The organism is Sphingomonas kyeonggiensis, assembly GCF_030812785.1.
GTDB lineage: Bacteria > Pseudomonadota > Alphaproteobacteria > Sphingomonadales > Sphingomonadaceae > Sphingomonas > Sphingomonas kyeonggiensis_B.
Window position 1 is genome coordinate 324,324 of the sequence record NZ_JAUSTJ010000001.1, and the last position, 21,587, is coordinate 345,910.

Consider the following 21,587-nt stretch of genomic DNA (forward strand, 5'->3'; position numbering starts at 1 on the left):
TGACCTTTGCGACTTCATCCCGCACAAAGCGCCGCGATGCCAGAGCAAAGCCGCTCCGTTACCTTCAAAAATGTCAGCAAGGTCTGGCCGGGGGGCGTGAAGGCCGTCGACGGCGTGTCGCTGGAGGTGGCGGCGGGCAGTTTCGTCGCGCTGGTCGGCGCCTCGGGATCGGGCAAGTCGACGCTGCTCAAGATGGTCAACCGGCTGATCGAGCCGAGCGAAGGCCAGGTGCTGGTCGGCGGCGAACCGGTCGATGCCGGGCCCGCGCCCGAGTTGCGCCGGCGGATCGGCTATGTCTTCCAGAATGTCGGGCTGTTCCCGCACATGCGCGTCGGCGAGAATGTCGCGATCGGGCTGCGGCTGGCGGGCGAGAAGGACAGCGCCAGGCGGGTTGCCGAGCTGCTCGAGCTGGTCGAGCTTTCTCCCGAGATGGCCACGCGGATACCCGATGCGCTGTCGGGCGGGCAGCGCCAGCGGGTCGGGGTGGCGCGGGCGCTGGCGACGGGGCCGGGCATATTGCTGATGGACGAGCCGTTCGGCGCGCTCGATCCGGTGACCCGCGACGGCCTCGGCAAGGCGATCCGGGCGCTGCACGACCGGATGGGCCTCACCACCATCCTTGTCACCCATGACATGGCCGAGGCACTCCTCCTCGCAGACCGGGTACTGGTAATGGAGAAGGGGCGGATCGTCGCCGATGCCATTCCGCGCGACCTGCTCGCCGGCAAGGGCGGTCCGGCGGCGGATGCGCTGGTCGCAGTGCCGCGCGAGCAGGCGCACCGGCTGGCGGAGCTCGAGAAGTGACCGCGCTCGCCCGCGTACCCGAGCTGCTCGCCCAGCATCTGCTGCTGGCGCTCGCGGCACTGCTGCTTGGGCTCGTGATAGCGCTGCCTTTGGCGGTACTCTCCTCGCGGAACCGTATCCTGGGTAAAATCGCCCTAGGCTTCGCGAGCCTGATTCAGACCATCCCGAGCCTCGCGCTGCTCGCGCTTTTCTACCCGATCCTGCTCTCGCTCTCGACGCTGGTCGGCGGCGGTATCCCGGCGCTGGGCTTTCTGCCGTCGCTGCTCGCCCTCTCCCTCTATGCCCTGCTGCCGATCCTCCGGAACGGCGTGACCGGCCTCGCCACGATCGACCCGGCGGTGATCGAAGCCGCGGACGGCGTCGGCATGACCGCCGCGCAGAAGCTCCGGCTGGTCGAGGCGCCGCTCGTGCTCCCCGTCCTCATGGCCGGCATCCGTACCGCTGCGGTGTGGACGATCGGCGCGGCGACGCTTTCCACCACCGTCGGCCAGCCGAGCCTGGGCGACCTGATCTTCGCCGGGCTGCAGACCCAGAACTGGTCGCTGGTGCTGACCGGCTGCATCGCCGCCGCCTGCCTCGCGCTGGCGGTGGACGGGCTGCTCGGGCTGGCGGAGCATGGCATCGCGAAGCGCAAGCGCGCGTTGGTCTGGGCGAGCCTCGGCACGCTGCTGGTCGCGCTCGCCGTCGCGTTGGTCCCCGCCTTGCCCGCCGCGCGCGGCACCGTCACGGTCGGCGCCAAAGGCTTCTCGGAGCAATACACCCTCGCCCGGCTGATCGGCCACCGCCTGGAGGCGGCGGGCTACAAGGTCCGCTACCGTGAGGGGCTGGGATCCGCGGTGGCATTCAGCGCGCTCGCCGCGGGCGATGTCGATGTCTATGTCGATTATTCGGGCACGATCTGGACCAACCAGATGCAACGCCGCGAGGTGCCGCCCCGCGACGCGATCGTTCAGGGCGTCTCGCAATGGGCACGCGACACGCACAAGGTCACCCTGCTCGGCGGCCTGGGCTTCGAGAACGCCTATGCCTTCGCCATGCGCGGTGACGACGCGAAGACGCGCGGAATCGTGTCCATCGCGGACCTCGCGCCCGTCGCCGGCAGCCTCAACCTCGCCACCGATGTCGAATTCCTCGAGCGTCCCGAATGGGCGGCGGTGAAGCAGGCCTATGGCCTGAGCTTCAAGTCCGCCCATCCCTATCAGCCGACCTTCATGTACCGCGCGCTGGCCAGCGGCACCGCCGACGTGATCCCCGCCTTCTCCTCGGACGGCCGCATCGCCGCCGACAAGCTGACGGTGCTGAGCGATCCCAAGGGCGCGATCCCCGGCTATGACGCGATCCTGCTACTCGCCCCGAAACGCGCCGACGATGTGCGTTTCCAGGCAGCACTCCGCCCGCTGATCGGCGCGATCAGCGTCGAGCGCATGCGCGAGGCCAACTACATGGTCGATCGCGACAGTAACAAAGCAAGTCCCGATCAGGCCGCAAGCTGGCTGGAGCGTGGACTTGCCCGATGAACTTCTGTTATCGCTACCAGATACAAGAAAAGAGGAGAGTGCAATGCGGCCGGGCCTGAAGCTGTTGCTGTCGACCACCATCATCTGGGCCGCATCGCCCGTTTTTGCGCAGCACGCGCCGACAACGCTGTCTGGCCAGCAGGTCGCCAACCCGGCCAAATGGCCGACCGCAGGCTCACAGGGTCTGGTCGATCCCGCGACCGAGAAGTTCGTCACCGATCTGATGGCGCAGATGACGCTGGAGGAGAAGGTCGGCCAGATGATCCAGGCCGACATCGGCGCGATGAAGCCCGAGGAGCTGCGCCAATACCCGGTCGGCTCGGTCCTGGCCGGCGGCAGCTCGCCGCCGATCGGCGCGCCCGATCGCTCGCCCCAGGCACCCTGGGTCGAGACCGCCAAGGCCTTCCGCAAGGTGGCGATGGAGCCGCGCGGCAAGCACCAGCCGATCCCGCTGATTTTCGGCATCGATGCGGTGCACGGCAACAACAACGTGATCGGCGCGACGATCTTCCCGCACAATATTGGCCTGGGCGCGATGCACGATCCCGCGCTGATCCGCCGCATCGGCCGGGCGACCGCCGCCGAGACCGCCGCGACCGGCCCCGACTGGGCGTTCGGCCCGACCCTCGCCGTGCCGCAGGACGATCGCTGGGGCCGCAGCTACGAAGGCTATTCGGAGGACCCCGCCGTGGTCCGCTCCTATGCCGGCGAGATGATCCTCGGCCTGCAGGGCGCACCGGGCACCAAGGACCGCATCCAGCAGGGTTATGTCGCCGCGTCGGCCAAGCATTTCCTCGGCGATGGCGGCACCTTCGAAGGCGTCGACCAGGGCGACACCCGTGTCCCCGAGGACGAGTTGATCAAGACGCACGCCCAGGGCTATGTCCCCGCCATCCAGGCCGGCACGCTCACCGTGATGGCCAGCTATTCGAGCTGGAACGGCGCCAAGATGCACGGCAACAAGTCGCTGCTCACCGATGTGCTGAAGGGCCGGATGGGCTTCCAGGGTTTCGTCGTCGGCGACTGGAACGGCCATGGCCAGGTGCCGGGCTGCACCAAGGAGGATTGCGCCCAGACCTTCAACGCCGGCCTCGACATGGCGATGGCGCCGGACAGCTGGAAGGGCCTGTTCGAAAGCACCGTCCGCCACGCCAGGGACGGCACTATCCCGATGTCGCGCATCGACGACGCCGTGCGTCGCATCCTGCGCGTCAAGGTGAAGCTCGGCTTGTTCGATCCGGCGCGTCCGTTCGAAGGCAAGGCCGGCGTGCTCGGCAGCGCCGAGCACCGCGCGATCGCCCGCGAGGCAGTGGCCAAGTCGCTGGTGCTGCTCAAGAACCAGGGCGTGCTGCCGGTCAAGGCCTCCGCCAATGTGCTGGTCGCCGGCCCCGGCGCCGATTCGATGGCGCAGCAGACCGGCGGCTGGACGCTGAGCTGGCAGGGCGACGGCAACGACAATTCGATGTTCCCCAATGGTCAGACGATCTTCTCCGGCATTGCCGAAGCGGTGAAGGCCGGCGGCGGCACCGCCACCCTCTCCGCAGACGGCAGCTTCACCGCCAAGCCCGATGTCGCGATCGTGGTGTTCGGCGAACAGCCCTATGCCGAGATGCGCGGCGACGTGCCCACGCTAGAGTTCCAGCCGGGCGACAAGCAGGCGCTGGCGCTGCTCAAGAAGCTCAAGGCGGCCGGCGTGCCGACCGTCTCGGTGTTCCTCTCGGGCCGGCCGCTCTGGGTGAATCCGGAGATCAACGCCTCGGACGCGTTCGTCGCTGGCTGGCTGCCCGGCAGCGAAGGCGCGGGCGTTGCGGACGTGCTGATCGGCGACAAGGCCGGCAAGCCACGCAAGGACTTCAAGGGCACGCTGTCGTTCAGCTGGCCCAAGACCGCCGGCCAGTTCACGCTCAACAAGGGCAAGCCGGGGTACGACCCGCTGTTCGCGCTCGGCTATGGCCTGAGCTATGCCAGGCCGGGCAAGGTCGCGGCGCTCGCCGAGGAGCCGGGCTTCGATGCCTCGTCGCTCAACACCAGCGTCTATTTCACCAAGGGCGTGACGCCCAAGCCCTTCTCCTTCGCCACCGAATCGAAGATCACCCGGGCGCCGATCGACGGGCCGCAGACGCAGGAAGGCGCGCAGCAGCTGAGCTGGACCGGCGGCCAGGCGCGGCTGAGCATCGGCGGGGGGTCTCCGATCAACCTCGGCCGCGAAGCCAATGGCGACCTGTCGCTAGCCCTCACCTATCGCCTCGACCGTGCAGCGAGCGGGCCGGTGACGCTTGGCATGGGCAATGGCAAGGGGCTCGACGCCACCAACCTGTTCACCGGCGAGACCGGCAAATGGCGGACGGTGAAGATCCTGCTCAAATGCTATCAGCAGAACGGAACCGACATGAACGCGGTCTCTGCGCCGGTGGTGGTGACGGCTTCGGATCCACTGGTATTCAGCCTTTCCGACGCGCGCATCGTGTCGGATCCCGCCAACTCGATCTGCCCCGGGGCCAAGTGACCGAAACGCCAATCGAAACCATCGCGATTGCCCATGGCCCGTTCCGCGCCGAGCTAATCACGCTCGGCGCGGCACTGCGCGTGCTGGAGGTGCCCGACCGGCACGGCAATCCCGCCAATGTCGTGCTCGGCTTCGCCGACCTGGACGATTATCGCCGAACGCCGCGCTTCTATGGCGCGTTGGCCGGCCGCTATGCCAATCGCATCGGCGGCGCGCGCTTCCTGCTCGACGGGGTGGAGCACCGGGTCACGGCGAACAACGGCGCGAACAGCCTCCATTCGGGACCGCTCGGGTTCGACCAGCAGCATTGGGAAGTGGTGGCGCGGAGCGAAAACTCCGTGACCTTCCGCCATGTCAGCCCGGCAGGGCATAACGGCTTTCCCGGCACGCTGACGGTAGAGGCACGCTACACGATGGAAGCGGATGGCCTTGCCATCGCTTTCACCGCGACCACCGATGCACCGACCGTGGTGAACCTCACCCATCACGCCTATTTCAACCTGGCCGGCGAGGCGAGCGGGGCGACGATCCTCGATCATCTGCTGCGCATATCCTCCAGCCGCACCACGCCCGTCGGCCCCGGGCTGATCCCGACGGGCGCCTTTGCCGAGGTGACCGGCACGCCTTTCGATTTCCGCGTTCCCCGCCGGGTCGGCGAGCGGATCGACGCGGACGATGCACAGCTCAAGCTCGGCCATGGCTATGACCATAATTTCGTGATCGACGGTGCCCCGCGCTGCGTCGCGACCTTGTTCGACCCAGGCTCAGGCCGGGTGCTCGACCTCCATTCCGGCGAGCCCGGGCTGCAATTCTATTCGGGCAACCATCTCGCGGGCGGCGCACCGGGCACGAGCGGGAAGGTCTATGCCACACGCCAGGGGCTATGCCTCGAACCGCAGAAATTTCCAGACAGCCCGAACCGGCCGGAATTCCCCTCGGCACGGCTCGATCCGGGCCAGACCTATCGCCACGACATCGCGTTCCGGTTCCGGACCGCGGAAAGTGCCGAGCAGGCCTTTGGCTAGTTGGTAGGCCGATAAAGGCTGTCTGGCGCAAATGCCCCAAAAGCAGCGCCCGGCCCTTCCCTTGCTACGGCTAAAAGTGGGCAGGTATCGGAATGGCAGTTCTGAATTCTCAAATGCGCAATGAGCAGCCAGTCCAGCCATCTGTGTGCTGGTGGCTGAGTCCATAGCCTTGACCGAATCTCATCGAGTACCTCAGTCTGCGGCTATGCCCAAAGGTCGCCGATCGCCCATTCGAATCTCTCAGCCAATATCCTTGGATGGCTTCTACCGACACAGTTGCTTGACCGAGTGCGTCGCATTCATAGAGCGGGCGCTTGAGCGGGCAGGCGTCAGAGACGAGCCGCCGATCCCTTATCAACGCGACGTATTGCGCGATCTGTCAGATCCGCTCGACGAGGACGCACTCGCCGAAATGCTGGCCTACTGGACCTATGATTTGTCAAAGCTGCTGGAACGGGGCCGCGGATATCGTCGGGAAGTGCCGGCCAAACCGAAGATCGATATTGTCCTGGAGATCACAAGCAAGGGCAATTTCAAGGCTGAGTGGTTCCCGCGCGATGTGGACTATTGGGGACAGTGCAGAAACCCCGAAGGCTGCGATTTTATCGCTTGGCGACGAGCGGATTCACGAGGCATCGGCTATCATACGCGTCCTTCGAATGAGCTTTTCTTTATCCATAACGTCGAGCATTGCCTCTACACCCTCAAGGATCGTGATCCCGCGCACAGAGCAGCCCTCGATCATGTGCTTCTAACTGCCTGCGCCAAAGTGGTCGATATGCTGAAGGCGCGACTGTCCTACCATTTTGACGTTAAGATGGTCACTGACCTGTTTGTCGAATGGACTGAAGACGACGAAGGCCGCTTCTCCAGTCCAGATGGATTCATGTCGCCGTCGATCGTCACTAGCTGGGAGATAGAGGATCCGGAAGTTCGCCAGAAGCGCAATGAAGTTCGCGAACTCGACGAGATGGCGGACAGGCTTGGTTTCTCCGAGGCCGAGTTCATAGAAGCGCGCGACTATGAAACGAACCGCGTCCGATCCACTGGTCCTACTCCAGCCCCTCACACATTCGTCGATCGGCTCGTCAGAGAAATGAAGAAGCGGGAGCTGAAGGCCACCCGATCCAGCGTCGAACGCGCGATATATCTGGTGGATCGGTATCGGAATGTGGTGCCGATCCGATAATCTCTCTGCCGAAACATTCCACCGACAGCTTGACCACGCTGATGAACGAATGGCGGCAGACCACCCAATAGCCACCTTCGGCAGGATCGATCATTACACGCGCTAGTTCGCCTTCCGCTCGGCCTGGAAGATCTTGTTGACGATCCTCCACTCCCCGTCCGCCTTCACCAGCGAGAGATAATCGACGAAGCGCACGCTCGGATAGTCGAGCACCACCTTGGCCATGCCGACATTGCCGGTGACATCGAGGCTCTCGATCGAGCGCTTGCGCTGCGCCTCGTCCGCAGCCGGCTTGCCCGTCGCCGCTGCGACGATGAAGTCGGTCAGGGTCCGCTCGGCGAAGGCGCCGTCGCGGTTCCAGTAGAGCATCGCCTTGGGATGGAAGGCGGCGGAGAATTCGGCCGCGCTGCCGGTCGCGTGGCCGGCGAGATAATGATTCACCGCAGCGCGGGCGCCCGCCTCGTCCTTCTCCTGCGCATGGACAGGCAGGGCGGCGAAACTGAGAGCGGCGGTAAGGAGCAGGAAGCGCATGGAGACCCTCCGTTGCGGGAAGGTCTCCATGCTAGCATCCGGTGACCGGGCATGCACCCGGCTCGGGCCGAACGTCTCGCTGGCGGGATGAACAACCCATACTCCCCTCCCTGAAAGGGAGGGGTTGGGGGTGGGTGGATACGCGCGATACGGCGCCGTCACGCTTGATGCTTCAGTATCGCCCGGCGCTGACCCACCCCTCGATCCCCTCCCTTCCAGGGAGGGGAAGTGACCCTTACAGCGTCGGCTTGCCGTCGATGCGGCGCGGGATGCCCGCATCGCCGTCGCGCAGATCGGCCGGAAGCAGCGCCGCCGGCAGGTCCTGGTAGGCGACCGGGCGCAGGAAGCGGTCGATCGCCAGCGTGCCGACCGAGGTGCTGCGGCCATCGGCGGTCGACGGGAACGGGCCGCCATGGACCTGCGCGTCGGTCACTTCGACGCCGGTCGGCCAGCCATTGGCGAGGATACGCCCGGCGAGCCGCTCGAGCAGCGGCAGCAGCTGCGCTGCGACTTCGGTGTCGGCATCGTCGAGGTGCAGCGTCGCGGTGAGCTGGCCCTCGAGCAGCGAGACGACCTTGAGCAGCTCCTCAACATTGGCGCAGCGCACCAGCAGCGAGGCGGCACCGAACACTTCCTCGGCATGGCTCGGATCGGCGATGAAGTCGGCGCCGCTCATCGTGAAGAGCGCGGCGCGGCCGCAGCTCGCAGAGCCTTCCTGGCCCTGCGCGACCTGGTTCAGCCCCGGCGCTGCGGCCCAGCGGGCGACGCCCTGCTCATAGGCCTTGAGGATGCCCGGGGTGAGCATGGTCTGCGCCGCCGCACCCGACACCGCTTCGGTCGCCGCTGCAAGGAAGCGATCGAGCGCCGGGCTTTCCAGCGCCAGGACCAGGCCGGGATTGGTGCAGAACTGGCCGGCGCCCATGGTCAGGCTGCCGATATAGGCCTTGCCCAGCGCCTCGGCGCGCGATTCGAGCGCGGCGGGGAGCAGGAAGACCGGGTTGATGCTGCTCATCTCGGCATAGACGGGGATCGGCACCGGACGGCTCGCGGCCAGCTTCATCAGCGCCGTGCCGCCGCCGCGCGAGCCGGTGAAGCCCACCGCCTTGACCACCGGGTGGCTGACCAGCGCCGAGCCGACTTCATTGCCCGCGCCGTTGATCAGCGAAAACACGCCCTCGGGCATGCCGGCCTTGGCGACGGCGCGCTGGATCGCGCCGGCGACCAGCTCCGAAGTGCCCGGGTGCGCCGAATGGCCCTTCACGATCACCGGGCAGCCGGCGGCGAGCGCCGAGGCGGTGTCGCCGCCGGCGACCGAGAAGGCGAGCGGGAAGTTCGATGCGCCGAAGACGACGACCGGGCCGACCGGAATCATGCGCAGGCGCAGGTCCGGCTTGGGAGCGGGCTGGCGATCGGGAATGGCATGGTCGATGCGCGCGCGGAGATACTCGCCCAGGCGCAGCTCCTTGGCAAACAGGCGCAGCTGGCCAGTGGTGCGGCCGCGCTCGCCAGTGAGGCGGGCGTGCGGCAGGCCGCTTTCCTGCATGGCGCGCTCGGTGAGCGTCTCGCCCAGCGCGTCGATTTCTTCGGCGATCGCCTCGAGGAACTCGGCACGCTTCTCGCGCGGCAGGTTGGCGTAGTTCAGGAAGGCGGTCTCGGCAGCGGCGGCGGCGGCTTCGACATCATCCTTGGTGGCCATGCTGAAGCTCGGCTCCAGCGGGGTGCCGGTCGACGCGGCGACAGCCTGGAAGCCCGGCCCGTCGCGGCGGACACGCTTCGATGCAATGAACAATTCGCCGGTCAGCGCCATGCCTGCTCTCCTGTGTGACAGATGAAGTTAGCGGTAACACCGCTCGCGCGGGGACTTAGGCAGCGCCATGGCAAAATGCAATTGCGCGTGGTCGTCTGCATGCTTGCCGACGCGATAGAAATTGTGTCCGGCTTAGCGGGCGATGCGCTGGCTGGCGGCGTTGGCAGGCTTGCGCGCTTCCATCGTGTCCTGGAAGCCGCGCTCGACCAGCCGCGCCATCGCATCATGCGCGCGCTCGGCATCCTGCGCCTCGATCGCCTCGAGCACGGCCAGGTGCACGGGCAGTGCGTCATGCGGGGCGGGCAGGCGGTGTTGCTTGAACGCCGTGGTCAGCTCGATAGCCGCAGCGACGCCGCTGGTCAGCGACATGATGAAATCATTGCCCGAAGCCTCGAGCAATGCCGAGTGAAAGGCCTCGTCGCAACAACGCCCCTCCTCGGAATCGAATCCATGCCGATCTACCCCAGCCAACCCCTGCTGCATGCGGGCGAGTTGCTCGGGCGTGCGACGCAATGCAGCGAGCCGGGCGGCATCGGGCTCGACGATGCGGCGCAGCTCGAACAGGCTCTCGATCAGCGCATCGTCGGGCTCGCCGGCGAAGATCCAGCTGAGCACATCGGGATCGAGCAGGTGCCATTCCCGACGCGGGCTCACCTGCGTCCCGATCTTGGGACGGGAATGGACCAGGCCTTTCGCCGCCAAGATACGGATTGCCTCGCGATAAGCGGTGCGGGAGACCTTGAACTGCTCGCTTGCAGCGATCTCGCCCTCGAGAATCTCGTTCGGCGCGAGCTCTCCCGAGACGATACGGATGCCGAGCGTGCGCGCAACGGTGCCGTGCAGGCGCAGCGACCGGGGCCGCGGCTTGCGGGTCCGGGTTTTTTTCTCTGTGCGCGGGATCGACGCTTTGGGCTGCCAGCTGGGCATGCCCCCTGCCTAAGCACTTTGCCTGCAACTGCCAAGAGCCGCGCGAATCGGGGCAGATCCCCGAGCCTGGATCGTTATCGCATAAAAATATAAGTGATATCAGCGCGTTACAGCGGTGGCGGAGACGGAGGGATTCGAACCCTCGATACGGTTTCCCGTATGACGCTTTAGCAAAGCGTTGGTTTCAGCCACTCACCCACGTCTCCGGATAACGGCTAGAAGCGGGGCCTATAGCGAGGCGTTTCGCGACAGGCAACGCCCACCTCGACGTAAAATCGACTCGACCCGCCGCTCGTTCATTGCCGGGACAGGCGCGCCCTCTATAGAACGGACATCTGCTGGGCTGGGGTAATTCGACCGATGCGCGTTCGTGATCTGATGCTGATGGCGGCAATCGCCGCGCTCGGAATGGGCAGCCTGCCCGCATCCGCCCAGCAGCAGATGACCACGATCGACCCCAACACCGCGATCGATTCGGACATCAACACCCCGCCCCCGGCGCAGGACCCCTATGCCGCCCCCGCGCAGCAGCAACAGCAGGACGTCCCCGCCCCGCCACCACAGGACCCCTATCCGCAGCAGCAGGGCCCGGCCGGCCAGCAGCCGCCCTCCGCCGGCCCGACGGGCAGCGCCCGCGCCCAGGCGACCACCTATCAGCGCGACGAGCTGGTCGGCGCCGCCGAGGGTGTGTTCGGCAAGGGCGCATCGGGCCTGGGCAAGCTGATCGAGGACATCCTCAAGGACCAGGGCCAGCCCAATGGCTATATCGCCGGCAGCGAAGCCTCGGGCGCGATCGGCGTCGGCCTGCGCTATGGCTCGGGCATGCTGTTCCACAAGGTCGAGGGCCAGCGGAAGGTCTATTGGACCGGCCCGTCGATCGGCTTCGACCTGGGCGGCGACGCCAACAAGGTGTTCGTCCTGGTCTACAACCTCTATGACAGCCAGGACCTCTACAAGCGCTTCCCCCAGGGCGAGGGCCGGGCCTATTTCGTCGGCGGCCTCTCCGCCTCGTACCTGCGCCGCGGCGACGTGGTGCTGATCCCGGTGCGCCTGGGCGTCGGCTGGCGGCTCGGCGTCAACGCCGGCTATATGAAGTTCAGCGAAAAGAAGCGCTGGCTGCCCTTCTAAGGGCACCTTTCCCCACCCATAGCCCCTCCGCGAACCCGTTCTTTTAGCCGATAACGAACCATATAGGCACTTTTCTCTTGACATCGTCACGCTGATATGGCACAAGTAGAGCACGCTGAAGAATTGCGAGTCGGGCCGGGGCGGTAACGCCTTCCGGCCCTTTTCTTTTCGGGAGAGGAGCCGTGGAGGAGAACAACCGGCGCTGGACGCGCTGGACCCTGAAGAAGCGTGCCGCATTCCTCGACGCGCTGGCTGGCAGCTGCAACATCCGCGCGGCCGCGCTGGCTGCCGGAGTGACCCCGCAATGCGCCTATCGGCTGCGGCGCCGGGACCCCGGCTTCGCCGAGGAATGGCACGAGGCACTGCTGGCCGGATACGAGATGCTGGAGACCGAACTGCTCGGCCATCTGCTCCTGGGCAGCCCGGACGAGAGTTTCGAGCGGCCGGACGGCGTGCGCGTCAACGTCAAGGACGTGATGACTCTGCTCAGGATGCATCGCGACAGCCTGCAGGGGAAATGGCGGGGCGGCCCGCCGTTGCGCCGGGCCGATCCGGAGGAGACCAACAAGGCGATCCTGAAGAAGCTGGAGGCAATCGACCGGGCACGCGCCCTGGAGCAGGACGATGATTGACGCCGAGGCGCTGTTCGAGCGCGTGCTGGCTTTGCCGCACGACCAGCGGGTGAGCCTGCTCTATGCGCTGAGCGCACCGCAACTGCGCGAATATGGCGAGCGCTGGTGGCAATGGGCGCACCGCGGACAACATGAGCCCAAGGGGGACTGGCGCGTCTGGATGATCCGCGCGGGGCGCGGTTTCGGCAAGACGCGGGCCGGCGCCGAATGGGTCCTTGCCCGGGCACGCGCGCATCCGGGTGCGCATATCGCATTGGTCGGCGCGACGGTGGAGGACGTGCGTCGCGTGATGATCGAGGGGACCGGCGGCCTGCTAGCCGCGGCCCGGCGGGACGAGACTCTGGCCTGGCACCGCAGCTCGGGCGAGTTGGTCTTCCCCAGCGGCGCCCACGCGCAAATCTATTCGGCCGCCGCCGCCGACAGCCTGCGCGGGCCCGAGCATCATTTTGCCTGGTGCGACGAGCTGGCGAAATGGGGGCGTGTGGGTGAAGTCGCCTGGGACAATCTGATGCTGGGCCTGCGCGTTGGCGAAAGGCCGCAGGTGCTGGTGACCACCACGCCGCGCCCGGTGAAGCTGATGCGCAAGGTGATGGCGCTGCCGGGCTTCGAGGAGACGCGCGGGCGCACAAAAGGCAATCCCTGGCTGCCGCGCAGCTTCGTCGAGGCGATGACCGCCGATTATGGCGGCACGCAACTCGGCCGGCAGGAGCTGGACGGCGAGATGATCGACGAGCTGCAGGGTGCCTTGTGGAGCCGCCCGCTGATCGAGGCCTGCCGGGCGAGCGAGGTGCCCGAGCTGGTGCGCCGGGTGGTGGGCGTCGATCCGCCGGCGGGCGTGGGCGGCGATTCCTGCGGGATCGTCGCGGTCGGGCTGGGCCGCGACGGCAAGGGCTATGTGATCGAGGATGCCAGCGTTTCGGGCGCGACGCCCGAGGGCTGGGCGCAGGCGGTGGCCGCCTGTGCCGCGCGGCATGACGCCGACCGGGTGATCGCCGAGAAGAACCAGGGCGGCGCGATGGTGAAGTCCGTGCTGCTCGGCGCCGACAGCCGGCTACCGGTGACCCTGGTGCATGCCAGCGAAGGCAAGGCGGCCCGGGCCGAGCCGGTGAGCCTGCTCTACGAGGCAGGCAAGGTGCGGCACGCCGCGCCCTTCCCGGCGCTGGAGGACGAATTGTGCGGGCTGGTGGCAGGCGGCGGCTATGAAGGACCCGGCCGATCGCCGGACCGCGCCGACGCGCTGGTCTGGGCGATGACCGAGCTGATGCTGAGTAAGCGGGGCAAGGCGGCGATACGGCTGCTATAGGAGTGACGGGTTGATCTGGATGGTGTGCCCGCCACCCCATGTTGACTTGAGCGCTTTGGAATCGATACTAAATATCCAGACAGCAACGCTAGACAGGAGGTCGAGATGGCTAGCAAGCTCAAGATCCCTGCAGAGCAGCACCCGAAGCCGGCTGCCCGGCCGCGTCCCGATGTGGATCGCGCCGAAGTGCGTGCGCTGATCAAGGAACGTTACAAGAATAGCCTGACCTATCTTGGAAAGTGAGCCTTTCTGGCTGACGATCGAAGATGTCCGGGAAATTCATGACGACCAGATTCATAGCTTTGGCGGCCTGGCAGGCGTCAAGGATGAGGGACTGGTCGAGAGCGCCGTCGCGGCTCCGGTCAACCTCTATCATTATAAGGGCGTCGATGATGTCCTTGCGCTGGGCATTCGTCTCTGCATGGCGATCGCCCGCGATCACGGATATGTGGACGGCAACAAGCGGACCGGCGCGGCGGCCATGCTCGAGTTCTTCGTGCTGAATGGCTATTGGCTCGGCGTTCCGGACGACAATGAGACTCATCCGCTGCTCGGCACGCTGGTCGTGCAGACCCTGCTGGATGAACTAGATGAGTCTCAGCTCTACGATATCCTCATAGCCTATTTCCGGCCGCTCGTGCCTTAGGCGCATCGGCAGGCCGCGTCGATCGCCGGACCGGGCGGACGCTCTGGTCTGGGCGATGACCGAGCTGATGCTGAGCAAGCGGGGCAAGGCGGCGATACGGCTGTTGTGAAAGAATCTCCCCTCCCGGCAAGGGAGGGGACGGGGTGGGTCGGCGACGGCGAGGCTTGATGCCTCGTCAGGCGCTTCAGAGGCGCGGGCGGAGAGAGCCTTTTGGGCGCGCAGACGCGCGCACCCACCCCCAAACCCCTCCCTTGCAGGGAGGGGAGTCTTCAGGATTGGGAGAACCGAGATGACGGAACGGAAGCTGTTCCGGCGGGCGATCGTGCTTGCCGGGATGCTGGGGCTGTGCGGCTGCGCGCTGAGCGTGGGTGCGCTGCTCGATGCGGGGAGCGCGGCGCTGGTGGCGCGCTTCGATACCGACCGCGATGGCGGGCTCGGGCCGGCGGAGGTGATTGCGATGGTCGCCTCCGCCGTGCCGGGCAAGGGCGCCGAGCGCGACGCGCTGCGCGCCGGGCTGACGGCGGGATACTGGACGCGGGACTGCGACCGGGACGGCCGGCTGACCGCGGCGGAGCTGGCGGCGAGCGGTTCGTGCGGGTGATTGCCTAGCGGTGGGGGCCATCCTGGATGCGGCTGGCGATTCCCTGTCCGAACAAGCTGTCCGTCATCCCCGCGAAGGCGGGGAACGCCAGCGCAGACGCTACGCCTCGCGCGCTGGCCCAATCGAGCCGGCAGGTGGCGCGGGCAGTGAAAGCCGCGCTGGCGGCGGAGTGAAGGGGGACCGCTAGCGGCGCGGTGCGCTGAACAGGGCGAGTATCAGGATCAGCGCGAAGAAGGCGAGCAGGCCATATTGCAGCAAGATCTGCATCCGATCGAGGCCACGGATGTGCCGGTCAATCTCGGGATCCCGCAGCATCCGGTAGCGTGTGTGCCGATCGAGCGCGCGAGCGCCTCGCGGAAGGCTGCGGGTCATGCTGTCGATCACCTGCAGCGCACCCGGGTGCCGCTCGGCAACTGCATCGCGCAACCGCTTCTGCAACCAGGCCACGCGCCCCAACAGCAACAGGAAGATGCCGGGCAGGATCAGAAAGAACCACATGCTGGCGGCTTAGCACAGGGAAGCGAGCCGTCCAGATTTCGGAGCGGCAGCTTCAGGGTTGCGCGGCCATGCCGTCGAGCAGATCGCGCAGCCAGGGCAGCCGGTTCGCCGCGTCATCCTGGGCATCAAGGGCCGAGGCATAAAGCCCCGACGGCGGATAATCGGAGCGCCAATATTCGTAGCTGCTACCAAAATCTTCATCCTGGACCAGCTCGAAGACGACGTAGCGAAAGCGATCCTCGGCCACGCGCTCGAGGATCACGCGGTGCATGCCATCGGGATGGGTCCATTCGAGCATCTGCTCTGCAGTCATGCGGGCAGCGTGCCACACCGGGAAGGAGAGATGCAACATGGCCCATTGGCTCGCCGATGCGCGCCGCGGGCAGGCCGAGGGCGTGCTCTCACGCTTCGACCCTGCGTATTGGACGGTCAACTTTCCCCGTCCGATGATGGCGGCGGTGACCAGTACCGCGCCCGATGCGCTGCGGGTGGATGCGGTCTTCTATCGCCAGGACGATCTTGCCGGGCTGATCTGGGAAGCCGAGGACCGGCATGACCATCCGCTGCTGCGCTACGCGACCGAGCGGGACTTTCGTGGCTGCCGGCTGAAGTTCCGTTGGCGCTCCTCGGGTGTGAAGCCGCTCGATGCGGTCCATGGCCCGGTGCTGACGATCGAGGGACGCGACGCCGCGGGCACTCCACGTGCCTGGTATGTCCGGCTGTGGAACTATGCGAACGGGACGGCGGAGGATGCGCTGGTCTCGATCGACTTCGCGACCGTGCAGGGCGGGTATCTGCTGCCCGACGAGGCCGATCCGGTCTGGGCCGGCGATGTCGACCGGATGTTCGTCTCGCTGGTGGCGCCGGGCTATACCGAGGCCGACGCCGACCTGGCCGCGCCGGCCGAAGGCTGGGTCGAGCTCAGCGCGATAGCCTGCGAGGGGCCGGGGGCAGTGCTGGCGGTGGGCGACGTGATCGTGCCCGAACACGGGCTGAGCATCGCCAATGGCTATGACGACAATTATCACCTGACGCCCGAGCGGCTGCTGCGCAACATCGTCCAGCTCGGCTGGCGCGGGGCGATCCTGCACTATGTCGGAATGAGCCATTATTTCCGGCTCGAGGCCAGCTCGGGCGGCCATTATGTGAGCCTGGGCGCGACGGCGCTGAACGTCGCCTGCCGGGCCTGGCACGCCGATTTCGCGGCGCGGGCCAGGGCGCTTGGCTACGACCTGATCCTGTCGCTTTCCTATGAGCTGCTCGACCAGCATTGCTGGGGCGACTGGAAGCAGCGCGCGGCGGACGGGGCGCCAGCGCTGACCGGCTGGGATCCGCCCTCCACCCTGCTCTCGCCCGCGCATGGCGGAGCGATGGCCTATCTGCGCGCGGTGGCACGCGAGTTTGCCGGGATCGCGCGCGATGCGGGGTTGCGGGTGCGCTTCCAGATCGGCGAGCCCTGGTGGTGGACGCTGCCCGACGGCAGCCTGTGCATCCATGATGCGGTCGCCCAGGCTGCGCTGGCGGGTGCCGGCGATGTCGAGACGGCCGCGGGCGCGCTGCTCGCGGCATCGACGCTGGCGCTGCGCGATGCGGTGCGCGAGGTCGATACGGAGGTGGAGACGCTGCTGCTCGTCTATGCGCCGACTGCCCTGGCCGCGCCCGCGGCCAATGTGCCGGTCGGCTGGGCGGCACCGGCCTTCGACGTGCTGCAGCTCGAGGATTATGACTGGGCGGCGGCGGGCGACGCGACGGCGAGCGCGCGAGGGATCGCGGCGATCGAGGCGCGGCTGGGCTATCCGGTAGACGACCAGCATTATCTCGCCGGCTTCGTGCTGCGGCCCGAGGATCGCTGGCAATGGCCCAATGTCGCGGCAGCAGCCGGACGGGCCCGGCGGCGCGGGGTGGCACGCACCTTTGTCTGGGCGCTGCCCCAGGTGCTGCGCGACGGCTTCGTGCATTTCGACCAGGAGGAAGACGTGGACGCGTTCGACGACGTGCTGTTCCCGCTCGCGATGGGTCGCGAGGCGGAAGTGGTGCCCGAGGTCTCGACTTCGATCGTGGCCAGCGCGGGCGGGCGCGAGAAGCGCAATGCCGAATGGGCGGAGGCGCGGACCTCCTATGATATCGGCCCGGGGCTGCGCTCCGAGATGGACGTAGCCGAGCTGCTCGCCTTCTTCCGGGCGCGGATGGGGCCGGCGCGCGGCTTCCGGCTGCGCGATCCGTTCGACTGTTTCGCGCTGGATGAGCTGATCGGCGTGGGCGACGGGGTGACCACGCATTTCCAGCTGGTGCGGCGCTATGGCAGCGTGGTGCGACGAATCACCCGGCCGGTGGCGCAGACGCTGGTGGTCGAGATCGACGGCGCCGAGACCGAGGACTTCACGCTGGGCGAAGGCGGGGTGGTGACGCTGGGCCTGGCGCCTGCCGAGGATGTGGCGGTGACCGCACGCTTCCTGTTCGACGTGCCCGTGCGCTTCGCCGAGGACCGGCTGAGCGTGAGCCGGGCGACGTTCCTTGCGGGCGCGCTCGCCTCGGTGCCCCTGGTCGAGATCCGCGAATGAGCTGGCTGGACGGGGAACTCACCACGCTGGCGCTGTGCTGGCGGATCGAACGGCGCGACGGCGTGACGATCGGGCTTACCGCGCATGACCGGGACATCATGTTGGACGGGCTGGTCCACCGTGCCGCGCCGGGCATGGTACCGAGCGCGATCACCCGCGGCGCCGGGACGGAGCCGGCGAGCATGGACGTGACCGGCGCGCTGACCAGCGACGCGATCAGCGAGACAGACCTGCTCGCCGGGCGCTGGGATGGGGCGCGGGTGACGATCTTCGCCTGCGACTGGACCGATCCCGCCAACCGGGTGGCGCTGGGCGAGGGCAACATCGGCGCGGTGGAGACGCGCGACGGCATGCTCACCGCCGAGCTGCGCGGGGCGACGGCGATGCTCGATCGGCCGGTGGCGGAGGAAACTTCGGCCGAATGCCGCGCCGAGCTGGGCGACCGGCGCTGCCGGGTGGCGATGGCGGGGCGCAGGCGCTTCGCCATGGTGACGGCGATCGACGACAATGTGCTGACGGTCGATGTGGGGGAGCCGGTGCCCAATGCCTATGGCCAGGGGCGGCTGCGCTGGATCAGCGGGGCCAATTCGGGGCTCGAGGCGCGGATTCTCAGCTCCTCGGGAACGCAGCTGACCTTGCGCCGGCCGCCGCATTTCGACGCCGTGGGACGGGTGCTGCTGGTCGAGGGATGCGACCGGACCCTGGCGACCTGCGCGGGACGGTTCGGCAATGCGCTCAACTTTCGGGGCGAACCCTATCTGCCGGGCATCGACCTGCTGACCCGCTATCCGGGCGGATGAGCGGCGCGGAGGTGGTCGCCCGGGCGCGGGCGGCGATCGGCGTACGCTTCCGGCCAAGGGGACGGACGCCGGCGGGCGGGCTCGACTGTGTCGGGCTGGTGGGATGGGCGCATGGCCGGGCGGTGCCGGGCGGCTATGCGATGCGGAGCGGCGATGTCGCGCGGGTGCGGGCGGTCGCCACGGGGGCAGGGCTGGTCGCGGGGGAAGGGCGACGGGCGGGCGATCTGGTGCTGCTCGCGAGCGGCGCGGGGCAGATCCATCTCGGCATCGATAGCGGGACGGGGCTGATCCATGCCGACGCGATGCTGGGCCGGGTGGTCGAGCGGCCCGACCCGCTGCCTTGGCCGGTGATCGGCCGCTGGCGAACAAGGGAGGAATAAGCGATGGCGACCGTGGTGCTTACCGTGGCCGGCGGGCTGATCGGCGGGCCCTGGGGTGCCGCGATCGGCGCGCAAATCGGCAATGCCGTCGACCATGCGGTGTTCGGCGGGGGCAAGGGGCGCGAGGGGCCGCGGCTGAGCGACCTCAAGGTGCAGACCTCTTCCTATGGCACCCAGATCCCGAAACTGTTCGGCACGATGCGCGTGGCGGGATCGGTGATCTGGGCGACCGACCTGGTCGAGCATCGCAACCGCCAGTCGGGCGGCAAGGGCCAGCCGAGCAGCACGACCTACAGCTATACGGCCAGCCTGGCGGTGGCGCTTTCCGGCCGGCCGATCCTGGGGGTGGGCCGGATATGGGCCGACGGCCAGCTGCTGCGCGGCGCGGCGGGCGACTTCAAGGCGCGTACCGGCTTCCGGCTGCACCTGGGCGGCGAGGACCAGCCGGCGGACCCGCTGATCATCGCGGCGGAGGGCGCGGGGCTGGCGCCGGCGCATCGCGGCACCGCCTATGCAGTGTTCGAGGATCTCGAATTGGGTCCCTATGGGAACCGGATACCGTCGCTGACCTTCGAGGTGCAGGCCGATGCCGCGCCGGTGCAGGCGGGCGACATCGCGGTGGCGCTGGGCGCGGTGGAGGCGAGTGACCCGACGGTGGCGCTGGCGGGCTTCGCGGCGCAGGGGACGAATCTCGGCGCGGTCGCGCAGCTGCTGGCGGATGCTGCCGGCGGCTGGTTCGGCGAGGGGCGGGTGCTGCGCTGCGGTGCGGGCGAGGCCATCATGGTCAGCGATGACGGCGTCGGCGGGAAAGGCCGCGCGAACCGCTCGATCGCGGCGGCGAGCAGCGTGCCGCGAACGCTGACGCTCAGCCATTACGACCCGGCACGCGACTATCAGATCGGCGTGCAGCGCGCCGGCAGCCTTGGCGGAGGACCGGGTGAGCGGCGGATCGAACTGCCCGCGGTGATCGACGCCGGCGGCGCGCGGACGCTGGCCGAGGCGGCGCTGCTGCGCGCCGATACCGAGCGGACGCGGCGGAGCGTGCACCTTGGCTGGGAAGCACTCACCGTATCGCCTGGAGCGCGGGTGCGGATCGCCGGGAGCCCCGGCATCTGGCGGGTCGATGGCTGGAAGCTCGAGGCGATGACCGTCTCGCTCGATTGCGTCGCGCTGGCGCCCGAGGTCGCGCCGATTCCCGCGGCCAGCGGGCGGGTGTCGCGTGCCGACGACGCCGTGGTCGGCCGGACCATGGTGCACGCCTTCGAGCTGCCGCCGATCGACGACATCACGTCGGCAGTGCCCAGGCTGGCGGTCGCGGCCGCCGGTGCCGGCCCGGCATGGCGCCGGGCGGCGTTGTTGCTCAGCACGGACGGCGGGACTTCCTGGCAGGCGACGGGCGGGACCCGGGGCATTGCCGTGATCGGCGAGATACGCGTTCCGCCCGGCCCGGCCTCGCCGCTGATCGAGGACCGGCGCAACAGCGTCGAAGTCGCGCTGGCGCACGACGGAATGCAGCTCGATAAGGCCGACACGGCAGAGGTCGATCGGGGCGCCAATCTCGCCATGCTGGGGGACGAACTCATCCAGTTCACCAATGCCCAACCTCTGGGTGACCGGCGCTGGCGGCTTTCGGGCCTGTGGCGCGGACGACGCGGGACCGAACATGCGATCGGCAACCAGTCTGCGGGCGACCGCTTCGTGCTGCTCGATCCGGACACGCTCGCGATGATCGACCTGCCCCACACTGCAGTCGGCACGGAGGTGCAGCTGCTGGCGGAAGGCGCGGCGGACATCGGCGATCCGGCTGGCGCCCGGGCGACGGTCGACGGCATCTCCCTGCTGCCGCTCGCGCCGGTGCATCTGGCCGCACAACCGTTGCCCGGGGGCCGGGTGCAGTTGCGCTGGGCGCGACGCAGCCGAACCGATTGGTTCTGGCAAGATCATGTCGATGTTGCCCCCGCACCGGAGGGGGAGCGCTACCGAGTCACCCTCATTCCCGTGAGCGGCGCGAGCTGGATGGTGGATACGCTGGCACCCGAGATGACGCTGCCCATCGGAACCGACACCAGCGACCTCGGAATCGAGGTCCGGCAATTGGGCACCGCCGGGCCCTCGCCGGCCGCGACACTTAGCTTGAAGATCCAAGGAGGGGAGACATGACCGAGACCACCGACCGATTCGGCCTGCCGCTGCTGAACGCCGGTCAGGCACAGAAGGAAATGTATCACAATGAAGCGATCGTCGGACTCGACCTGCTCAGCCATGCCTGTGCCGAGGCCATCGGCCTGAACGCACCTCCGGCAGAGCCGGCGCCCGGCCAATGCTGGATCGTTGGCGACACGCCGGAGAGCGCATGGCTAGGCCATGCCGGCGAAGTGGCCGGCTGGACCGAGGGCGGCTGGCGCTTCCTGGCGCCCCGCAAGGGCATGCGGCTGTGGCTGGGCGAGGTGGCGGGCTTTGCACTGTTCACCGGGGACGAATGGCGGACCGGCGAGATCCACGGCCGCGTGAAAGTGGAAGGCCAGCAGGTCGTAGGCGAACGCGCCGCGGCCATCGCGGAACCACAGGGCGGGCCGGTGGTTGATGCGCCAGCGCGGGCCGCAATTTCTGCGGTACTGGTTGCCTTGCGCGCGCACGGTCTCATCGAACCCGACGGACTGTGACGTTCATGCAACAGTGCCCGGATTTGTGCGCTTGCGCAGAAACTTTCGTTTCGGTACTGAGTTTTTCGC

Annotated in this window: 21 protein-coding genes and 1 tRNA gene; 16 read left to right on the forward strand and 6 right to left on the reverse strand. The window is 67.8% G+C overall.

Annotated elements, in window-relative coordinates; all coding sequences use genetic code 11:
• Window positions 1-36 precede the first annotated feature (36 nt).
• The 5 genes from J2W22_RS01585 to J2W22_RS01605 all read left to right on the forward strand — a co-directional run bounded on the left by J2W22_RS01585 (window position 37) and on the right by J2W22_RS01605 (window position 7,041).
• Window positions 37-804, forward strand: coding sequence for an ATP-binding cassette domain-containing protein (locus tag J2W22_RS01585; protein WP_307116514.1), 768 nt, complete (start codon window positions 37-39; stop codon window positions 802-804).
• Window positions 801-2,321 (forward strand): ABC transporter permease/substrate-binding protein, encoded by a 1,521-nt coding sequence (locus J2W22_RS01590; RefSeq protein ID WP_307116515.1) that lies wholly within the window; start codon window positions 801-803, stop codon window positions 2,319-2,321. The genes J2W22_RS01585 and J2W22_RS01590 overlap by 4 nt, the downstream gene beginning before the upstream one ends.
• A gap of 43 nt (window positions 2,322-2,364) precedes the next feature.
• On the forward strand, window positions 2,365-4,827 hold the full coding sequence (locus tag J2W22_RS01595) for a glycoside hydrolase family 3 protein (RefSeq protein WP_307116516.1): 2,463 nt from the start codon (window positions 2,365-2,367) through the stop codon (window positions 4,825-4,827).
• Window positions 4,824-5,852, forward strand: a complete 1,029-nt coding sequence (locus J2W22_RS01600) for an aldose epimerase family protein (RefSeq protein WP_307116517.1) — start codon at window positions 4,824-4,826, stop codon at window positions 5,850-5,852. Before J2W22_RS01595 ends, J2W22_RS01600 begins: the two co-directional genes overlap by 4 nt.
• A gap of 280 nt (window positions 5,853-6,132) precedes the next feature.
• Window positions 6,133-7,041 (forward strand): hypothetical protein, encoded by a 909-nt coding sequence (locus tag J2W22_RS01605; protein ID WP_307116518.1) that lies wholly within the window; start codon window positions 6,133-6,135, stop codon window positions 7,039-7,041.
• Window positions 7,042-7,143: 102 nt separating this feature from the next.
• Here J2W22_RS01605 and J2W22_RS01610 read toward each other — a convergent pair whose 3' ends face one another.
• The 4 genes from J2W22_RS01610 to J2W22_RS01625 form a co-directional block, all read right to left on the reverse strand.
• The gene (locus J2W22_RS01610) at window positions 7,144-7,572 is read right to left on the reverse strand and encodes a nuclear transport factor 2 family protein (RefSeq protein WP_307116519.1); all 429 of its coding nucleotides are present in this window, start codon (window positions 7,570-7,572) and stop codon (window positions 7,144-7,146) included.
• Between the two features lie 235 nt (window positions 7,573-7,807).
• On the reverse strand, window positions 7,808-9,379 hold the full coding sequence (locus J2W22_RS01615; RefSeq protein ID WP_307116520.1) for an aldehyde dehydrogenase (NADP(+)): 1,572 nt from the start codon (window positions 9,377-9,379) through the stop codon (window positions 7,808-7,810).
• Between the two features lie 132 nt (window positions 9,380-9,511).
• A complete protein-coding gene (locus J2W22_RS01620; protein ID WP_307116521.1) occupies window positions 9,512-10,306 on the reverse strand; it encodes a FadR/GntR family transcriptional regulator in 795 nt (264 codons plus the stop codon).
• Window positions 10,307-10,422: 116 nt separating this feature from the next.
• A tRNA-Ser gene (locus J2W22_RS01625) sits at window positions 10,423-10,512 on the reverse strand.
• A 154-nt stretch (window positions 10,513-10,666) separates the two neighbouring features.
• Between J2W22_RS01625 and J2W22_RS01630 the strand changes: the two genes are divergently transcribed.
• From J2W22_RS01630 to J2W22_RS01655, 6 genes are all read left to right on the forward strand, one after another.
• Window positions 10,667-11,434: a DUF1134 domain-containing protein gene (locus J2W22_RS01630; protein ID WP_307116522.1), complete on the forward strand. Its 768-nt coding sequence runs from the start codon at window positions 10,667-10,669 to the stop codon at window positions 11,432-11,434.
• Window positions 11,435-11,616: 182 nt separating this feature from the next.
• Window positions 11,617-12,066, forward strand: a complete 450-nt coding sequence (locus J2W22_RS01635; RefSeq protein WP_307116523.1) for a hypothetical protein — start codon at window positions 11,617-11,619, stop codon at window positions 12,064-12,066.
• Window positions 12,059-13,369: a DNA-packaging protein gene (locus tag J2W22_RS01640; RefSeq protein WP_307116524.1), complete on the forward strand. Its 1,311-nt coding sequence runs from the start codon at window positions 12,059-12,061 to the stop codon at window positions 13,367-13,369. The genes J2W22_RS01635 and J2W22_RS01640 overlap by 8 nt, the downstream gene beginning before the upstream one ends.
• 105 nt (window positions 13,370-13,474) lie before the next feature.
• On the forward strand, window positions 13,475-13,612 hold the full coding sequence (locus J2W22_RS01645) for a hypothetical protein (RefSeq protein ID WP_307116525.1): 138 nt from the start codon (window positions 13,475-13,477) through the stop codon (window positions 13,610-13,612).
• On the forward strand, window positions 13,602-14,015 hold the full coding sequence (locus J2W22_RS01650) for a type II toxin-antitoxin system death-on-curing family toxin (RefSeq protein WP_307116526.1): 414 nt from the start codon (window positions 13,602-13,604) through the stop codon (window positions 14,013-14,015). Before J2W22_RS01645 ends, J2W22_RS01650 begins: the two co-directional genes overlap by 11 nt.
• Window positions 14,016-14,304: 289 nt before the next feature.
• Window positions 14,305-14,616 (forward strand): hypothetical protein, encoded by a 312-nt coding sequence (locus J2W22_RS01655; RefSeq protein WP_307116527.1) that lies wholly within the window; start codon window positions 14,305-14,307, stop codon window positions 14,614-14,616.
• A 183-nt stretch (window positions 14,617-14,799) separates the two neighbouring features.
• On the opposite strand, the gene J2W22_RS01660 is transcribed toward J2W22_RS01655, so the two are convergent.
• Complete coding sequence (locus tag J2W22_RS01660; protein WP_307116528.1) at window positions 14,800-15,114, reverse strand: hypothetical protein; 315 nt, start codon at window positions 15,112-15,114, stop codon at window positions 14,800-14,802.
• 52 nt (window positions 15,115-15,166) lie between these two features.
• Window positions 15,167-15,466 carry a hypothetical protein gene (locus J2W22_RS01665; protein WP_307116529.1) on the reverse strand — a complete coding sequence of 100 codons (300 nt, stop codon included), beginning with the start codon at window positions 15,464-15,466 and terminating at the stop codon, window positions 15,167-15,169.
• On the opposite strand from J2W22_RS01665, the gene J2W22_RS01670 reads away from it, so the two are divergent.
• The 5 genes from J2W22_RS01670 to J2W22_RS01690 are packed head-to-tail and all read left to right on the forward strand — an operon-like array spanning window position 15,465 to window position 21,518.
• Window positions 15,465-17,675 (forward strand): DUF2460 domain-containing protein, encoded by a 2,211-nt coding sequence (locus tag J2W22_RS01670; protein ID WP_307116530.1) that lies wholly within the window; start codon window positions 15,465-15,467, stop codon window positions 17,673-17,675. The two genes, J2W22_RS01665 and J2W22_RS01670, sit on opposite strands and share 2 nt — an antisense overlap.
• The gene (locus J2W22_RS01675) at window positions 17,672-18,475 is read left to right on the forward strand and encodes a DUF2163 domain-containing protein (RefSeq protein ID WP_307116531.1); all 804 of its coding nucleotides are present in this window, start codon (window positions 17,672-17,674) and stop codon (window positions 18,473-18,475) included. Before J2W22_RS01670 ends, J2W22_RS01675 begins: the two co-directional genes overlap by 4 nt.
• On the forward strand, window positions 18,472-18,855 hold the full coding sequence (locus J2W22_RS01680) for a peptidoglycan endopeptidase (RefSeq protein ID WP_307116532.1): 384 nt from the start codon (window positions 18,472-18,474) through the stop codon (window positions 18,853-18,855). Before J2W22_RS01675 ends, J2W22_RS01680 begins: the two co-directional genes overlap by 4 nt.
• Before the next feature lie 3 nt (window positions 18,856-18,858).
• Window positions 18,859-21,015, forward strand: a complete 2,157-nt coding sequence (locus tag J2W22_RS01685; protein WP_307116533.1) for a phage tail protein — start codon at window positions 18,859-18,861, stop codon at window positions 21,013-21,015.
• Entirely contained in the window at window positions 21,012-21,518 is a 507-nt protein-coding gene (locus J2W22_RS01690) for a DUF2793 domain-containing protein (protein ID WP_307116534.1), read from the forward strand. Before J2W22_RS01685 ends, J2W22_RS01690 begins: the two co-directional genes overlap by 4 nt.
• Window positions 21,519-21,587: the final 69 nt, after the last annotated feature.

What these genes read in the sequence shown, in the direction of transcription:
- J2W22_RS01595 (WP_307116516.1), top strand. Translation starts at nt 2,365, where the DNA reads ATGCGGCCGGGCCTGAAGCTGTTGCTGTCGACCACCATCATCTGGGCC.
- J2W22_RS01645 (WP_307116525.1), top strand. Translation starts at nt 13,475, where the DNA reads ATGGCTAGCAAGCTCAAGATCCCTGCAGAGCAGCACCCGAAGCCGGCT.
- J2W22_RS01655 (WP_307116527.1), top strand. Translation starts at nt 14,305, where the DNA reads ATGACGGAACGGAAGCTGTTCCGGCGGGCGATCGTGCTTGCCGGGATG.
- J2W22_RS01610 (WP_307116519.1), bottom strand. Translation starts at nt 7,572, where the DNA reads ATGCGCTTCCTGCTCCTTACCGCCGCTCTCAGTTTCGCCGCCCTGCCT.
- J2W22_RS01630 (WP_307116522.1), top strand. Translation starts at nt 10,667, where the DNA reads ATGCGCGTTCGTGATCTGATGCTGATGGCGGCAATCGCCGCGCTCGGA.
- J2W22_RS01665 (WP_307116529.1), bottom strand. Translation starts at nt 15,466, where the DNA reads ATGTTGCATCTCTCCTTCCCGGTGTGGCACGCTGCCCGCATGACTGCA.
- J2W22_RS01585 (WP_307116514.1), top strand. Translation starts at nt 37, where the DNA reads ATGCCAGAGCAAAGCCGCTCCGTTACCTTCAAAAATGTCAGCAAGGTC.
- J2W22_RS01690 (WP_307116534.1), top strand. Translation starts at nt 21,012, where the DNA reads ATGACCGAGACCACCGACCGATTCGGCCTGCCGCTGCTGAACGCCGGT.
- J2W22_RS01670 (WP_307116530.1), top strand. Translation starts at nt 15,465, where the DNA reads ATGGCCCATTGGCTCGCCGATGCGCGCCGCGGGCAGGCCGAGGGCGTG.
- J2W22_RS01615 (WP_307116520.1), bottom strand. Translation starts at nt 9,379, where the DNA reads ATGGCGCTGACCGGCGAATTGTTCATTGCATCGAAGCGTGTCCGCCGC.
- J2W22_RS01660 (WP_307116528.1), bottom strand. Translation starts at nt 15,114, where the DNA reads ATGTGGTTCTTTCTGATCCTGCCCGGCATCTTCCTGTTGCTGTTGGGG.
- J2W22_RS01640 (WP_307116524.1), top strand. Translation starts at nt 12,059, where the DNA reads ATGATTGACGCCGAGGCGCTGTTCGAGCGCGTGCTGGCTTTGCCGCAC.
- J2W22_RS01680 (WP_307116532.1), top strand. Translation starts at nt 18,472, where the DNA reads ATGAGCGGCGCGGAGGTGGTCGCCCGGGCGCGGGCGGCGATCGGCGTA.
- J2W22_RS01685 (WP_307116533.1), top strand. Translation starts at nt 18,859, where the DNA reads ATGGCGACCGTGGTGCTTACCGTGGCCGGCGGGCTGATCGGCGGGCCC.
- J2W22_RS01675 (WP_307116531.1), top strand. Translation starts at nt 17,672, where the DNA reads ATGAGCTGGCTGGACGGGGAACTCACCACGCTGGCGCTGTGCTGGCGG.
- J2W22_RS01620 (WP_307116521.1), bottom strand. Translation starts at nt 10,306, where the DNA reads ATGCCCAGCTGGCAGCCCAAAGCGTCGATCCCGCGCACAGAGAAAAAA.